At 45.1% G+C, this 13,879-nt stretch carries 15 protein-coding genes; 8 read left to right on the top strand and 7 right to left on the bottom strand.

The annotated features are described in order from the left end of the window. Positions 1–15: 15 nt before the first annotated feature. The 6 genes from ACR1R9_RS24270 to ACR1R9_RS24245 all read right to left on the bottom strand — a co-directional run bounded on the left by ACR1R9_RS24270 (position 16) and on the right by ACR1R9_RS24245 (position 5,436). A complete protein-coding gene (locus ACR1R9_RS24270) occupies positions 16–900 on the bottom strand; it encodes a carbohydrate ABC transporter permease (RefSeq protein WP_099858778.1) in 885 nt (294 codons plus the stop codon). Continuing rightward, positions 897–1,754 (bottom strand): carbohydrate ABC transporter permease, encoded by an 858-nt coding sequence (locus tag ACR1R9_RS24265; RefSeq protein WP_433922474.1) that lies wholly within the window; start codon positions 1,752–1,754, stop codon positions 897–899. The genes ACR1R9_RS24270 and ACR1R9_RS24265 overlap by 4 nt, the downstream gene beginning before the upstream one ends. Positions 1,755–2,426: 672 nt before the next feature. Then, the gene (locus ACR1R9_RS24260; protein ID WP_433922475.1) at positions 2,427–3,161 is read right to left on the bottom strand and encodes an IclR family transcriptional regulator; all 735 of its coding nucleotides are present in this window, start codon (positions 3,159–3,161) and stop codon (positions 2,427–2,429) included. A gap of 161 nt (positions 3,162–3,322) precedes the next feature. Further along, positions 3,323–3,781, bottom strand: a complete 459-nt coding sequence (locus ACR1R9_RS24255; protein WP_433922476.1) for a heme-binding protein — start codon at positions 3,779–3,781, stop codon at positions 3,323–3,325. Next, positions 3,782–4,975: an MFS transporter gene (locus ACR1R9_RS24250; RefSeq protein WP_433922477.1), complete on the bottom strand. Its 1,194-nt coding sequence runs from the start codon at positions 4,973–4,975 to the stop codon at positions 3,782–3,784. It lies immediately after the preceding gene. 167 nt (positions 4,976–5,142) lie between these two features. Beyond that, positions 5,143–5,436 (bottom strand): putative quinol monooxygenase, encoded by a 294-nt coding sequence (locus tag ACR1R9_RS24245; RefSeq protein ID WP_433922478.1) that lies wholly within the window; start codon positions 5,434–5,436, stop codon positions 5,143–5,145. Between the two features lie 320 nt (positions 5,437–5,756). On the opposite strand from ACR1R9_RS24245, the gene ACR1R9_RS24240 reads away from it, so the two are divergent. Next, complete coding sequence (locus ACR1R9_RS24240; protein WP_310854491.1) at positions 5,757–6,113, top strand: FlxA-like family protein; 357 nt, start codon at positions 5,757–5,759, stop codon at positions 6,111–6,113. A gap of 149 nt (positions 6,114–6,262) precedes the next feature. Here the strand turns inward: ACR1R9_RS24240 and ACR1R9_RS24235 are convergent, their stop codons facing one another. Beyond that, positions 6,263–7,618 carry an MATE family efflux transporter gene (locus ACR1R9_RS24235; protein ID WP_433922479.1) on the bottom strand — a complete coding sequence of 452 codons (1,356 nt, stop codon included), beginning with the start codon at positions 7,616–7,618 and terminating at the stop codon, positions 6,263–6,265. Positions 7,619–7,785: 167 nt separating this feature from the next. On the opposite strand from ACR1R9_RS24235, the gene ACR1R9_RS24230 reads away from it, so the two are divergent. The 7 genes from ACR1R9_RS24230 (at position 7,786) to ACR1R9_RS24200 (ending at position 13,645) form a co-directional block, all read left to right on the top strand. Continuing rightward, positions 7,786–8,520 carry a class I SAM-dependent methyltransferase gene (locus ACR1R9_RS24230; protein WP_433922480.1) on the top strand — a complete coding sequence of 245 codons (735 nt, stop codon included), beginning with the start codon at positions 7,786–7,788 and terminating at the stop codon, positions 8,518–8,520. 174 nt (positions 8,521–8,694) lie between these two features. Then, entirely contained in the window at positions 8,695–9,273 is a 579-nt protein-coding gene (locus ACR1R9_RS24225; RefSeq protein ID WP_433922481.1) for an RNA polymerase sigma factor, read from the top strand. Next, a complete protein-coding gene (locus ACR1R9_RS24220; RefSeq protein ID WP_433922482.1) occupies positions 9,270–10,526 on the top strand; it encodes a hypothetical protein in 1,257 nt (418 codons plus the stop codon). The genes ACR1R9_RS24225 and ACR1R9_RS24220 overlap by 4 nt, the downstream gene beginning before the upstream one ends. A 60-nt stretch (positions 10,527–10,586) precedes the next feature. Then, positions 10,587–11,045: a DUF523 domain-containing protein gene (locus tag ACR1R9_RS24215; protein ID WP_433922483.1), complete on the top strand. Its 459-nt coding sequence runs from the start codon at positions 10,587–10,589 to the stop codon at positions 11,043–11,045. A gap of 264 nt (positions 11,046–11,309) precedes the next feature. Continuing rightward, the gene (locus tag ACR1R9_RS24210) at positions 11,310–11,987 is read left to right on the top strand and encodes an NAD(P)H-dependent oxidoreductase (protein ID WP_433922484.1); all 678 of its coding nucleotides are present in this window, start codon (positions 11,310–11,312) and stop codon (positions 11,985–11,987) included. A gap of 147 nt (positions 11,988–12,134) precedes the next feature. Further along, a complete protein-coding gene (locus ACR1R9_RS24205) occupies positions 12,135–12,446 on the top strand; it encodes an ArsR/SmtB family transcription factor (RefSeq protein WP_063567799.1) in 312 nt (103 codons plus the stop codon). Positions 12,447–12,610: 164 nt separating this feature from the next. Continuing rightward, entirely contained in the window at positions 12,611–13,645 is a 1,035-nt protein-coding gene (locus ACR1R9_RS24200) for an LLM class flavin-dependent oxidoreductase (protein ID WP_099858771.1), read from the top strand. Positions 13,646–13,879 lie beyond the last annotated feature (234 nt).

Raw genomic sequence — 13,879 nt, 5'->3', positions numbered from 1 at the left:
CGTGCGACGGAGTCTTTACTTGATGCCTGTAAGTACAATTCCTTCTACAAACCGCTTCTGGGCTATCGCAAACAGAGTCACGATCGGCAGCATGGCGAGCACGGAGGCAACCATGAGCAGATGCCACGGCGGAATTCGGAAACGCGAAGATGTGAAGGAAGACATACCGACCGGAAGCGTAAACTTATCCGATGAGCTTAAATAGAGTACAGGTGTCAAAAGATCGTTCCAGCTGTAGATGAAGGCAAAGATCGCAACGGTTGCAAGTGCCGGACCGGATAGAGGCAAAGCGATCTGTCGCCACATCCGGAACTCGCTGCAGCCATCGATGCGTCCGGCGTCAAACAGCTCATCCGGCAGCGTGGAGAAGAACTGTCGCAGCAAAAAGATGTTGTATGCCGAACCGAAAAACGCAGGGACAATCAGCGGCAGGAAAGTATCGATCCAGTTCAGCTTGGAAAAGAGAATGAACTGTGGGATCATAATCGCCGGATATGGAAGCATCATGGTGCTGAGCATGAGCATGAACCAGAGGTTACTGCCTTTGCCCCGATATCTGGCGAAACCATAGCCTGCAAGAGCCGACGAAAACAGGGTGCCCACAACGGTCAAAATGCCGATAATGAGACTGTTCATATACATTTGACCGAAGTTAAGCGTGTCGAAAATTTCTCTGTAGTTACTCCACTGCCAGGACTCCGGCAGAAAGGTCGGAGGAAACGTCAGCAGTTCCTTCTTCGATTTCAGTGAGGTCGAGACCATGAAAAACAAAGGGAGGAGCATGAGAAAGGTGGTGACCACCAGGGCAATGAAGCTGGCAATGCTAACCGGGTCGATTTTGCGCCGGCGTTTATTCACAGAAGGTGAAGCCCCTGGTCCGGCAGTCGGAATCGTACTCATTTGCGTCCGCCTCCTTCATAGTGAACATAACGGTTCGAGAGTTTAATAATGAGCGCCGTAAACGCCATGACGACGATCAGCAGCACCCAAGCGAGTGCCGAGGAGTAGCCTGCCCTGTATTCCTTGAAGGCGCTGGTGTACAGGTTGTAAACATAGAACCAGGTCGAGTAGTTTGGACCCCCTTGGGTCATTACATAAGCCTGTGTAAATACCTGGAAGGAATCAATGACGCCCATAATCAGCTGGAACAAAAGTACCGGTGAAATCATGGGAAGCGTCACGTTCAGGAAAATGCGGAAGCGTCCCGCACCGTCAAGCCTGGCGGCTTCCACGAGGCTTGAAGGAACGCCCTGAAGTCCCGCAAGGAACAAAATCATGCCTGAGCCCACCGTCCAGAAGGACATAATCATCAGAGCGTAAAGCGCATAATCGGGGCTCATGAGCCAGGCTGGGCCGCTAATGCCGAACCAGGACAGCACGTAATTGAACAGACCGATCGATGGGTTGAAAATCCAGTACCATAGCAAGGACATGGCGACGCCGGATACCATGCTCGGAAAATACATGGCCGTGCGGAAAAATCCGCGGAACGGTATTTTCGCATTGAGCAGGAGAGCAAATCCAAGTGCCAGCAGCAGCTGGATCGGTACACTGATAAAGGTGTAGCGCACCGTTACGACAACAGATTTCCAAAACAGGTCATTTTGAAACATTTCTGTGTAATTCGCGAGTCCGACATATTTCGGCGGGTGGATAATGTCATAGTCCGTGAAGCTGTAATAAAGGGATGACAGAATCGGATACAAGGCAAACACGAAGAAACCGATAAGCCATGGAGAGATGAAGAGGTACATGTAAAATGTCTGCCGCCGGCTTTCGCGATGGGTCACATAAACACCAACCTTTCTAAATGATATAAAGTTATAACGCTTTAACTTTCAGAGTTAAGTTCCCCCGTAATAAAAAGGTTTCATATGATGTTATGTAGTTGAAAGTTAAAGTGCTTTAACTTTATTATCCGGACTGATGAGATTATCATAGTGGATGGTTTCTCAATTATCAACCCTTTTTTTGGATGTTTGTAAGCGCTACCTTCGTTGATGCTTCGTAAGTTCTGTCAAAACGCCTCGCAAAAGGCTGATATAGATAGGTTTGGGTGGATATTCCAGCCATCCGAAATTCACAAAATTTCTTGGAAGAAATTTTCACGAAAGGACTGTATTTTTAGGCCAAGTGCACTTGGAAGTCCGAATTGGCATTCGTATCATACGCTTCGACTCCGGTCAAGACGAAGCGAAGTGGATTCCCTAACGCGTCAGTTACCGCATGATAGAATTCGTTCTTCTACTCAAAGAACTATGCTAATCGTCGCTAAGCTCTTGGGAGCACAGCGTCGATATATATACCCCTCTTTGATGACATTTTTCATTTGAACCTAAAAAGTTTACTCGACACGCAGTCCAGGTTACGTACTCTAGGGGACTACAATTATCACAATTTGGGCTGTATTTTAGCAGGTGAGCGGGTCAAAGTAGACCGGTAATTTGTGCACTGCATTCCTTCAATTTTTTACTTAACGCACGGTCTCTCTTTCGACTTAATCGCGCGGCAGGGCCGGATATAGCCAATGCTGCAATCACTTTACCATTATAAAATATTGGAGCAGCAACGCAGCGTAAACCCACTTCTGTTTCTTCATCATCAACGGCGTATCCTTGTTGACGGATTACGTTTAGATGCTCTTTTAATAGATGGTTGTCGTCAAAGGTATGCTTTGTTGCTTTGTGCTGGGTAAGATGTGTAAGCATTTTTTTTAGTTGTTCATCACTTAGGTACGCTAGGATAACTTTCCCAAAGGCACTTAGATGGGCATAAGCTGAATCACCTACACGTGTATGGCTACGGATGGCATGATTGCCCTCCACCACTTGGACTGTCATGACTTTCATTCCATCTAAAACTCCGATATAGGCAGTTTCGCCAAGATCCTGTGCTAATTGATGCAGGGATGGAACAACTAACCAATGAAGTCGAGTGTTAGCAGACGATGAATAGTGTCCCTTTAATTCAGAAGCTTTGTACGTGTGACCATCTTTTTGAATAAATCCTGTCATTTCCAGCGTATATAGCAGACGGAAAGTTGTAGACTTGTTAAGGTTAAACCGATGCATGATCTCAGTCAGTCTCATGGGTGTACCTTGTTGCAACGCGTCTAGAATGAGTAGTCCTTTTTTTAGGGTTGCAACCTCATATTGATCCATTGATTCACCTCTAAGCGGGAAATTATTATAATTGAATTATTGACATATAAACTGATTACATTCTTTATGCTGACCTCATTACAAGTGAAAAAGAGAGGGAAGAGCTTTACGCCCAAACCCTCTCAGGTATATTTAAGTGGTTATGACCATAACCATGACACTTATTCTCCTTTTAAAAATAGGCGAATGCCCTCAACTGCGTAAGCATGATCCAACTCACCGGTTAATCCGCCAACCGTTACAGATCCGACTACGCCAACACCCTTGACACGGATGGGAATAGAACCGCCAACCGCTTGATATTCTGCAGTGGAAAGCAGGGAGTGTTCTGCATGAGAAGCACCGCTTTGGATAAAGCGCTGGTCGATGTAGGCAGAACTGCGGTTATAGTGATCGACAATCCGTTTTTTTCGAAATAACCATACGTAGTTTTCCTCCGAAGTACCATCCATGAGATGTGTAAACACGGGAACTCGGTTACGTTCAATATGCACGGCCACCGCTACGTTGTTTTCTTGAGCATACTGCACAATCTGGTTACCAATGACAAGAGCATCTTGATGGCTAAAACTTGTAAATTCCAATTCTTCCTCTAATAGTTCTAGTGATTTCAAATCCATTTATCCTCTCTCCTCAACAAAAAGATTCTGTTTCTTATCCATTCTGTAGTTTATAGCTGCCAGTAAAAAGGCGAAACCTGCCATAATTGCACCAATCCAAGCCGTGTCCATCATATGCAAGTGGTCTACTGCAAGCCCACCCAATGTTGAACCAGCAGCGATTCCGATATTAAATGCAGAGATGTTTAATGCAGAAGCGACATCCTTAGCAGAAGGTACCAGCTTTTCTGCGAGCATTAGAATGTAAGCCTGTACGCCGGAAGACATCATAAAAGCGAAGAAACCCATTAATATGAGGGACAAAATGGTGAGCGTCTTGTTGGGCAATAACCATATTTGGAGCAGCAGAGCAATGCCCTGAAACAGAAATACGAAACGAAGTGCCTTTACAGGATGTCCATTTGCTAATTTCCCCCCAATAATATTCCCAATGGCTATAGCAACACCGTAAATCAGCAGTAGCCATGAAATAGACGAAGATGAGTAGCCGCTAATCTCTTCAAGGATAGGAGAGATATACGTAAATAAGGCGAAGGTTCCGCCGAAACCTAGAATCGTCATTAACAAGGCAGTGATGATCCGGGGATTAACAATCAAACTTCCAACATCACTTAAGGTCGGTGAGTGCATTGAACGTGGGACCTTTTCTACTGCCACAAGACTGACCACCAAGGCTATCAGCCCTAAAACTGCGACCACGGCGAATGACATTCGCCAACCAAATTCCTGCCCGATATAGGTTCCAAGGGGAACACCCAAAATGGTAGCGACGGTTAACCCAGTGAACATAATGGAGATGGCGGTGCCTTTCTTGTTAGCAGGCACCATATCTGCGGCCACTGTAGCTGCAACAGCGAAAAATACACCATGTGCAATAGCTGTAATTATCCTAGATAAAAGCAAAAGGAAATAGGTGGAAGATATTGCTGCTAGAGCATTCCCTAAAGTGAAGACGACCATGAGGAACATCAGGTATCCCTTTTTAGGCAATCTCCCGGTAATAACTACGACGATTGGGGTTCCGATAGCAAGGGCCACTGCATACCCTGACACAAGGGTCCCAGCTTGCGTTACCGATATGCCAAGATCGGTGGCTACCTCTTGCAGAATACCGACAATAACAAATTCTGTCGTTCCAATAGCAAAAGCACTTATTGCAAGTGACATTAGTGCTATAAAAATCTTTGAATTCATACGTTCACCTCCTTATGTAGGCCAATATTAAGTGAGAACTTAATTGAGTTCAAATAAAGAAAAAAAGTTTCTATAAAAGAAACTTTTCTCGGTGGATACAATAATAATACCAATTGGAGAATCGATTGATCTTTACATAAACGATAACAACGTACTTCGCTTTGATCTTATGTCTCAATGTTATCCAAATGATACACGTCCATGGTGTCAATTATGGTTTCTATATTTTTTCGGTATGTTTGGTAATGCTCGGTATTCACATGTGCGACTATGGCATTTTCGTCAGCCCAAGACTCATAAAAAACATATGTGCCTTCTTTTTCAAGCGATTTATGCAGCTTGTACTGTATACAACCTTTCTCTGCACGAGACGGTTCAATAAGTTTGATCAATTCATCGCGTAGCCGTTCCTCTTGCCCAGGTTTTGCTTTTAGAATCGCACAAATGGTAATGACATTCATAAAATACACCTCTTAATAAAAATTTTGTTGATCTCTTGTTGATAAAACCTAAACAATAATTGAGTAACGATATTACTGTGTCTCTAAGCCGATATTTTTTCTGTACAGTGATTCTCCAAAGGGGTTAGAAGAAAGATCTGTTACTGAAATATGAAAAAAATGCATGCAGCATGGCCTATCATAGGTGAATCATAGGAGATTTTCAAAAAATGTTAGAAAGTTTCTAATAAAGAACCCATTCAGCAACCTTTCAGTTGATTTTAACGTTCCTTTCGTCTGGATTGGGTATAGTGGAACCAAGAAAGAGGAGGAGATCAACGATGAATATTTCTTCAGCATCAAGTTCTACGACATCCTACATATCCACATCTTCATCGAGTTCGAACAGCACAAGCGAGTTGGAGAAACAAAAGACGAAGCTTGAGGCCGAATTGGAGAAAGTGCAATCCAGCAAGGACGATGATAAAACCAAGGAGACCAAAACGAAGCAGCTGCAGCAGCAAATCAAGCAAATCGAAGCTCAAATCTCGCAGCAAAGCTCCCAGAGCAGCGGGGCAACCGCCACCAAAGAAGCACCGCCAGCCAAACCGCCAACCAATGGCATACAAGCAGCGTCCCCGCAAGAAATTGCAAATGCAACGACGGACAGCAACGGTCGTTTTGATATACGGGTATAAGAGGGAATACAGAACTTAATACAAAACTTAATATAAAATGTATTAAACGAACGAGCTAATCGATAAGTTATAGCTGATTAGCTTAACCAAAAAGCCCTGCCTGATCTCTATAGATCAAGCAGGGCTTTTGGTTTTTACATGTACATGCTTTATTCAAGCGTTAAACTGTTTATCCGTTCAGAGATGGATCTTTTTTTATAGTACATGCCGATAGTCACCAGAACCACCATCTCGGATAGCGGAACGGCAAGCCATACGCCAGTAACACCTAAGAATGAAGGGAGGATAGCAATCAATACTACCATAATAATCATCTCGCGTGCAGCTGTAATCCAAATGGCCATTTTAGCATTTTCGACAGATTGGAAGTACGTACTCATGACAAAGTTAATACCCATGAACAAGTATGCAAAAGTAAATATTCGCAGACCGTACACGGCGTTATCCGTCACGCTGGCACTGAAGTTCCCGAAGATTTGCACAAAATAAGGTGCGCCTAGTTGTACAACGAGTAACAGCAGGACCCCACATGCCAGAGCCGTTCTGGAGGCTAAACGAATGGTCTGTTTTTCCTGATCCATCTGTTTGGCTCCGTGATAATAACTGACCAAAGGTTGGGCAGCGGAGGCCAGACCGAGGAATGCCAGGAGAACAACACCATGAATATAGTTCAAGACTGTAAAGGATGCTACGCCATCCGTGCCCGCAATCCGATCCAGTGAAATGTTGTGAGAGATGGAGAAGACGGACATGCCCAGTTCAGCCAGGAAGCTGGGGAAACCAATGAGTACAATGGAAGCCAGCAGTTTGGAATTCCATTTGAAGCGGGTGAATTTAAGATTATTATTTTTCCTGAAAAAGTGAGTTAGCAACACAAGAAGCGCCAGAGATGCCGATACAATTGTACCAATCGCGACGCCACGAACGCCCCATTCCAGCACGTATAACGTTATATAGTTGAGCACAATATTGGCTACCGCAAACGTAATCTGAGCATACATGGATGTATTGGGATTTCCGTCGTTACGAACAAAAATCGTGAGTGCATTCTCAATGGTGAAGACAAAACCGAACAACAGCATAATGTTCATATAGTCCGCAGCAAACGGGAATGTTTCAGTATTGGCACCAAGGGCAAAGACAAGCTTATCTCTGAAAGTATATGCCGTATATCCAATAACCATTGTAATCAGCAAAATGATCGTAATGGATTTGGTGAAGAGTTGTCTCGCTGTCGTGAGATCCTTCTTACCCATATAAGTGGAATACAAGGTTGCCCCGCCCATTCCAATCCATAGCGACATGGCTACAAAAAGCGTATAGACAGGAGAAGCAATTCCGATTCCGGCTAGCGCTGTAGAACCTAGTTTGTGTCCAACCATAATGCCATCGATAATAAAGTTGAAAGCGATAACGAGCATCCCTAATATGGAAGGCACGAGGTAGCTTACAAATGCCTTACCTACAGATTGCCTTTCTAATGGGTGCGTCCAATTTGTGTTCATGATGACCTCCGTTAGTATACTGAATGTTCGTTCTATATGCTATTATACTGAACGTTCGTTCTGTATAATAACATGCCGAGAATTTGGTTGGCAACTTTTCCAAAAGATGACCGTTTATATGGTAGAGTTAATAGAGCAACTTTTTTGATACGGGAGGGAATCTCTTTATGAAGCAAAACAAATACGATGAAGCCGAGTTTTTCGGCAATTACAGTCAGATGGCCCGATCAACCCAAGGGCTGGATGCTGCTGGCGAGTGGCATGAACTGCAAACGATGCTGCCTGAATTAAAGGGTAAAAACGTACTGGATCTGGGATGCGGCTTTGGTTGGCACTGTCGATATGCACGTGAACAACAGGCGAGTTCTGTGGTTGGCGTGGATTTATCTGAAAATATGTTGCAACGTGCACGCGAGATGACGGATGATCCTCATATCGAGTACCAGCGTATGGCGATTGAGGATATTGATTTTGCACACGGACAATTTGATGTGGTGATCAGCTCACTGGCTTTGCACTATATCGAGCGTCTTGATCAGGTATACGCCAAAATCAATGCATGTCTCGTCCAAGGAGGTACGTTTGTCTTGTCTGCGGAACATCCCATCTTCACGGCACGAGCGGAGCAGGACTGGCATTATGGACCTCAGGGTGAAATACTGCATTGGCCTTTGGATCATTATCAAGAGGAAGGGCAGCGGGTAGCGAACTTTCTGAACCAAGACGTGGTGAAATATCATCGGACAGTGGCGACACATCTGAATGAATTGATTCAAGCTGGTTTTGTCATTCAACAGGTAGCCGAGTCCAAACCATCTCCTGAAATGATGGAGCAGGTTCTCGGTATGCGAGACGAGAATCGTCGACCGATGTTTCTGATGATTGCCGCGGTTAAAGCTTGAGCAGCAGCTTCGGCATCAAAATGAAGTTTATAGGTTTTATACTCGATAGACCAGCGCGTTCAGTACATCTGGACCTTGCTGGTTTAATTTATTTTGCAGGAGAAGGGTAAGAAATAAACCGATTGGGAACTAAACCCGATTGGATGCAGTCTTATTAAGTGAGGTGAACATCAGTTGGAATATCAATATCTGGCACACGCTCAGACGATCGACAATTACACACTTAGCAGCATGATGGATGAGTACGGGAACGACGTATGGAACTACGCGTACTTTCTGACCAAAAGTACCGAGCAGGCGGATGAATTATCACAAGAGGTGTTTATCCGGGCGTATTCCGGTATCGCCCATTTTCGAGGAGAATGCTCATTGAAGACATGGCTGCTGACCATTACTAGGAACACGACATTTACATACCGGAAGTCCAGATTTTTTCGCAGCAGCTTATGGGGAGAGACACTGCCAATCCACACGGAACAGAGGAATGCGAGCATGGGTGAGATGAAGCCTGAAAAATTTGTTCACCCTTCTGCCGAAGCCGAGGCGATCAGCAGGGAGCACGTTCATGAAATCTGGGACATCATCATGGCTCTGCCGGATAAATTCCGGGAATTACTTTTGCTGCATCTGAAGTATGAGCTTACGACGAGTGAAATTGCGGAAATGCTGGGCATCAGCGCGGGAACGGTCAAATCGAGACTGTCCCGGGCGAGGGCCAAAGTACGGAAACAGTGGGAGGAGTGGAGCGAATGAAACATAAGGACGACGAATGGGGAAAAGTAGTCAGACAGGAGCCGTTTGCGGCGTCTCCTTTTACCGAGGAGCATAAGCAGAACGTACTTCGCCAGGTAGCCTGGCTCAAATCGGGATCTGCACAGGAAATGAGTAATGCTGGGGTTAAGTCTGTCGAGCAAAAAAAACTGCCCAATCCACACAGACGTCGTTTTCGCTCCCGCAGAGCCGTTATGGCGTACACGACGATTGCAGCCGTGGCAGCGGCGGTCATTCTCTGGAACGGACAAATTGTGGAGCCTGTGATTGAAACAGTGTATCCCACAGCAGCGCTGCAATATACGGATGATGCAGGCATGAGCCTGCTCACAGACAAGATGAAAAAGAATGTAGCTGTAACGATGCGAGACTATCTTGGCAAACAATTACGTATAACCAAAGTGCAGGACCTTCCTGTTTCTGGAAGAGTATATGTCGAGGCTGGAAAAGAAGGTGACGAAGAATATGCGTTGATCTGGCTTGATGCGGCAACAGGCAATCTACGTGAGGTACAGATGAGACGGGAGATGGCAGCTAATGAGCTGGAGCATCGTTATTTGCGTCAAGTACCGTCACTGCTTCAGAATATTGGTGGGGACCCTGCGCTCAAACCAGTATCAGCCAAGCGATATGTGGGAATGAAGCAGGGTGAATTGGAACCGAAATCGTATACTACTCTAATGTTAGAGAATGAAAAAAGCTATGGAGAGATTATTTGGTTGCAGGATGAAGCGATCTCTGTTTCCGGTGATCTCGATCTTAAACAAGTTTCTCAAACTGCTTTGGCGTATGCAGAGGATTCCATTGAGGCGTTATCTGGCAAAACTGCTCTCGATCTGAGGAGCATACACCGGACAAAAGATGATGAGAATGGTGAGGATACAATTACTTTTAATTTTGGAGATTATTATTTTGTACAAACAACTGAAGGCAAGTCTGGCTTAAGTTATTCCGTTATAGATGCGAAGTATTATGGAAAAGAAATAAATAATTTGGAAGAAATGGAGGCTTATCATAAGGAACTCTTTGAAATGAAAGAATCTATCCTTAGGGAAAAGGCAGCACCAATAATCAAGAAAATATTTAAAGTTGATCTTCAAGCATATAAACTCCATCGAAATACCGAAACCCCGGGAATCGTTACATTTGAACTGGAATCGACAGGGGATGTTTTTCAAGTTCGATATAATGAGGATGCTCGTATTACGATGATCACAAGGGATGCCAACCTCTAAGACTTGATTCTATATGGTACAATCAATTTAATAGATGATTGGAGCATAAGGAGCATAACGATGAAATATTTGGTGAGTTCATGTCTAGCTGGCGTAGCCTGCCGTTACAACGGAACAGCGAGTCTGGATGCAAAGATTCAGGAGCTTGTGGAGCAGGAACAGGCAAAGATGGTCTGTCCGGAGCTGCTTGGAGGATTTTCCACCCCGCGGGAGCCAGCTGAAATTATCGGCGGCACGGGTAAGGATGTGCTGACAGGTACAGCCAAGGTCATTGAGAAGAGTGGCAAGGACGTCACGGATCTGTACATTAAAGGGGCCTATCAGACACTTGAATGGGCGCAAAAACTGGATGTCACCTGTGTAGTGCTCAAAGAATTCAGTCCTTCCTGCGGTACACAGATGATCTACGATGGGAATTTTGCCAACCACAAAGTCGTGGGCGAAGGGGTTACGTCTGCTTTGCTGCGGCAAGAGGGATTTACGGTTATCTCGGAAAATGAGTTCATGGAACAGCTCTAAATTGTTGTAATTTTAATTATCTCTGACATGAATCACAGGTAAGTCGCCTTGGAGAGTAGCAGGTCCATGGCGACTTGTTTTTTGTTATAATAGGGCACCATTAATCACTGAAAACCTTGTTAGATAACAATAGTTACTTTTATGAACTAAGAAACATTATTGTGCGTACTTTTATATTTTGATTATAAACTCTAAAATAATACTCAGGTATTCAGGTTCAGACCATAAATATGAACATAAACAAGAAAAGGATGTGCAGATCATATGGAATCCTCGGCAAAAGCCATTTCGAAAGAAAACATCTTGAACGCTTACTATTTTCGGCATGCAACCAAACAGTTTGATGCTTCACGTATCATTTCGCCAGAAGATTTTGAGTTTATTCTGGAAACGGGACGGTTGTCACCAAGCTCAATTGGTTTGGAACCATGGAAATTTCTGATTGTGCAGAACCCGGACTTCCGCAAGCGTCTGTCCGAAGTTTCTTCCGGGGCTCAGAAACAATTGGCGAAGGCCAGCCATTTTATTGTTATTTTGGCGCGGTCTGATGCGAGTTATAACTCGCCTTACGCGGAATATATGCTGAAAGAAATCAAGGGCATGCCGGATGACGTATTTGAGCTGACCCGTGAAGCTTACGGCAAATTTCAAAAGAACCAACGAATGCTTGAGAACCCGCGAACTTTATTTGACTGGGCGTCCAAACAGACCTACATCGCTCTCGGTAATATGATGACTGCGGCAGCGCTGATTGGTATCGATTCCTGCCCAATTGAAGGGTTTAGATATGAAGACGTACATCGTATTCTGGAAGAGGAAGGCCTGTTAGAGGATGGACTATGGGATGTATCCGTCATGGCAGCCTTTGGTTATAGGGCGGAAGATCCTCCACGTGAGAAATCCCGTCAGCCTTTGGATAAAATCACGCAGTGGATTGATTAAGCTTATCAGTCCATGCTCAAACAAGTAAAAGAAACGGTCAGCACCAAGTTCTAAACGTATACACATGTATTTATTGGCAGGCCGGTTCGTTCGTCGAATCGGTCTGTTTGGTTTGCAAAATGAAAGAAAGGCGGTATAATCTTACCCATGGAACCTATACTCATATTCAAAGCATTATCCAACGAGACACGTCGACAGATTCTGTTGTGGCTCAAAAACCCGGAGCAACACTTTCCACCGCTGGAGTTATCCCAGCATCCGGATGCTGGAAAGAGCGGCATATGTGTTGGAACGATTCAGGTGAAGGCCGGACTGGCTCAATCCGTCATATCCAGCTATCTGCTGACCATGCTCAAAGCCGGGTTGCTGATCTCCGAACGTAGGGGACAGTGGACGTATTATCGCCGCAACGAAGAAACCATTCGTCAATTTGCCGAGTACGTACAGCACGAGCTATAAGCCGGACGCCGAGACGGAAGCAAGAATGCAGGTGCAGGCGGGTATTCCGTCCGGATGTAAACGGCTAGAGGAGCAGCTCTGCCACATCATTTTTTTGTGCTTTTACATCTATATATCTGGATATACAAAAATAAAAATATAATCACAGAGGAGAACTTTCTATTATGTCTACCGACAACACAGCTTCATCCCATAAAAAACATATTAACGACGTTAAATTATCCATTCTGGATTTGGCTCCTGTCGTAGTAGGTGCAACACCTGCGGATGCGCTTCGCAACAGTCTGGATCTTGCTCAGCACGCAGAGCGTTGGGGATATCACCGTTACTGGGTAGCGGAACACCACAACATGCCAGGTATCGCTTCTTCCGCGACCTCGGTTGTCATTGGTTACCTTGCAGGTGGAACGAAGACCATTCGTCTCGGATCAGGCGGAATCATGTTGCCTAACCATGCGCCGCTTGTTATAGCCGAGCAATTTGGTACACTGGAATCTCTGTATCCAGGCCGTATTGACCTTGGGCTGGGCCGTGCACCGGGGAGTGACCGACGTACGTCTCTTGCTTTGCGTAAAGACCTGAACAGTGGTGAAGATTTCCCTGAATTGCTGGCTGAGCTTAGAGCATTCTTCGATGCTTCTGCTACATCGTACCATGCACCTGTTCGCGCTGTACCGGGTGAAGGATTGAACATCCCGATTTACCTGCTCGGCTCCAGTGATTTCAGTGCTCGTCTCGCCGGACAGCTGGGATTGCCGTTTGCTTTTGCCAGCCATTTCTCACCGGATTACACCCGGATTGCACTTGAAACGTATCGGAGCAGCTTCCAGCCATCCGATCACTTGAAGGAGCCCCATGTTATTGTGGGTGTAAATGCTGTCGTGGCGGATACCGACGAAGAAGCTGCATGGCTTGGTACAACGATGCAGCAGCAGTTCCTGAACATTATTCGTGGCACAACCGGGTTGGTGCAGCCACCAGCCGATATGGAAGGCAAATGGACGGATCGTGAGAAAGCTGGTGTAGAGCAGACCCTGAAAGCAGCAGTGAACGGTTCTCCGGAAACCGTGCGTGGTCAACTGGAATCATTTATTGCTCAGACCCAAGCGGATGAGCTGATTATTACGTCGATGATCTATGATCATCAGGCACGCTTACACTCGTATGAGCTGATCGCTCAACTTGCGGGAAAAGCATAAATAAAAAAGCAAAGCAAAAATGCAGCAGCGGACGTGAACTTAAGGCTCGAATGTTGCTGAGATATTAACGGTTTGTCTCTTCGGAGGCGAGCCGTTTTTTGGTAGGGATATTTTTCAAAGGAGACGTATGGGGCATAAGGTTCTTTTTAGGGTAAAATGAACTTACTGGTCTAATTTGAAACGGTTAAACAGCGCCATACGTATAAACTCAGTGTGTTATACATATGTTGGCTT

Origin of the sequence: Paenibacillus taichungensis (assembly GCF_050994985.1) — a bacterium.
In the GTDB taxonomy this organism is placed as follows: Bacteria; Bacillota; Bacilli; order Paenibacillales; family Paenibacillaceae; genus Paenibacillus; species Paenibacillus taichungensis.
Note: the sequence above shows the minus strand (reverse complement) of the source record. Positions and strands in the feature narration are given on the sequence as shown.

Excerpts from the sequence above, each read along its gene's own strand:
- ACR1R9_RS24260 (WP_433922475.1), bottom strand. The coding sequence starts at position 3,161 with ATGGATCAATATGAGGTTGCAACCCTAAAAAAAGGACTACTCATTCTA.
- ACR1R9_RS24200 (WP_099858771.1), top strand. The coding sequence starts at position 12,611 with ATGTCTACCGACAACACAGCTTCATCCCATAAAAAACATATTAACGAC.
- ACR1R9_RS24210 (WP_433922484.1), top strand. The coding sequence starts at position 11,310 with ATGGAATCCTCGGCAAAAGCCATTTCGAAAGAAAACATCTTGAACGCT.
- ACR1R9_RS24270 (WP_099858778.1), bottom strand. The coding sequence starts at position 900 with ATGAGTACGATTCCGACTGCCGGACCAGGGGCTTCACCTTCTGTGAAT.
- ACR1R9_RS24255 (WP_433922476.1), bottom strand. The coding sequence starts at position 3,781 with ATGGATTTGAAATCACTAGAACTATTAGAGGAAGAATTGGAATTTACA.
- ACR1R9_RS24220 (WP_433922482.1), top strand. The coding sequence starts at position 9,270 with ATGAAACATAAGGACGACGAATGGGGAAAAGTAGTCAGACAGGAGCCG.
- ACR1R9_RS24205 (WP_063567799.1), top strand. The coding sequence starts at position 12,135 with ATGGAACCTATACTCATATTCAAAGCATTATCCAACGAGACACGTCGA.
- ACR1R9_RS24240 (WP_310854491.1), top strand. The coding sequence starts at position 5,757 with ATGAATATTTCTTCAGCATCAAGTTCTACGACATCCTACATATCCACA.
- ACR1R9_RS24245 (WP_433922478.1), bottom strand. The coding sequence starts at position 5,436 with ATGAATGTCATTACCATTTGTGCGATTCTAAAAGCAAAACCTGGGCAA.
- ACR1R9_RS24250 (WP_433922477.1), bottom strand. The coding sequence starts at position 4,975 with ATGAATTCAAAGATTTTTATAGCACTAATGTCACTTGCAATAAGTGCT.
- ACR1R9_RS24265 (WP_433922474.1), bottom strand. The coding sequence starts at position 1,754 with ATGTACCTCTTCATCTCTCCATGGCTTATCGGTTTCTTCGTGTTTGCC.
- ACR1R9_RS24230 (WP_433922480.1), top strand. The coding sequence starts at position 7,786 with ATGAAGCAAAACAAATACGATGAAGCCGAGTTTTTCGGCAATTACAGT.
- ACR1R9_RS24235 (WP_433922479.1), bottom strand. The coding sequence starts at position 7,618 with ATGAACACAAATTGGACGCACCCATTAGAAAGGCAATCTGTAGGTAAG.
- ACR1R9_RS24215 (WP_433922483.1), top strand. The coding sequence starts at position 10,587 with ATGAAATATTTGGTGAGTTCATGTCTAGCTGGCGTAGCCTGCCGTTAC.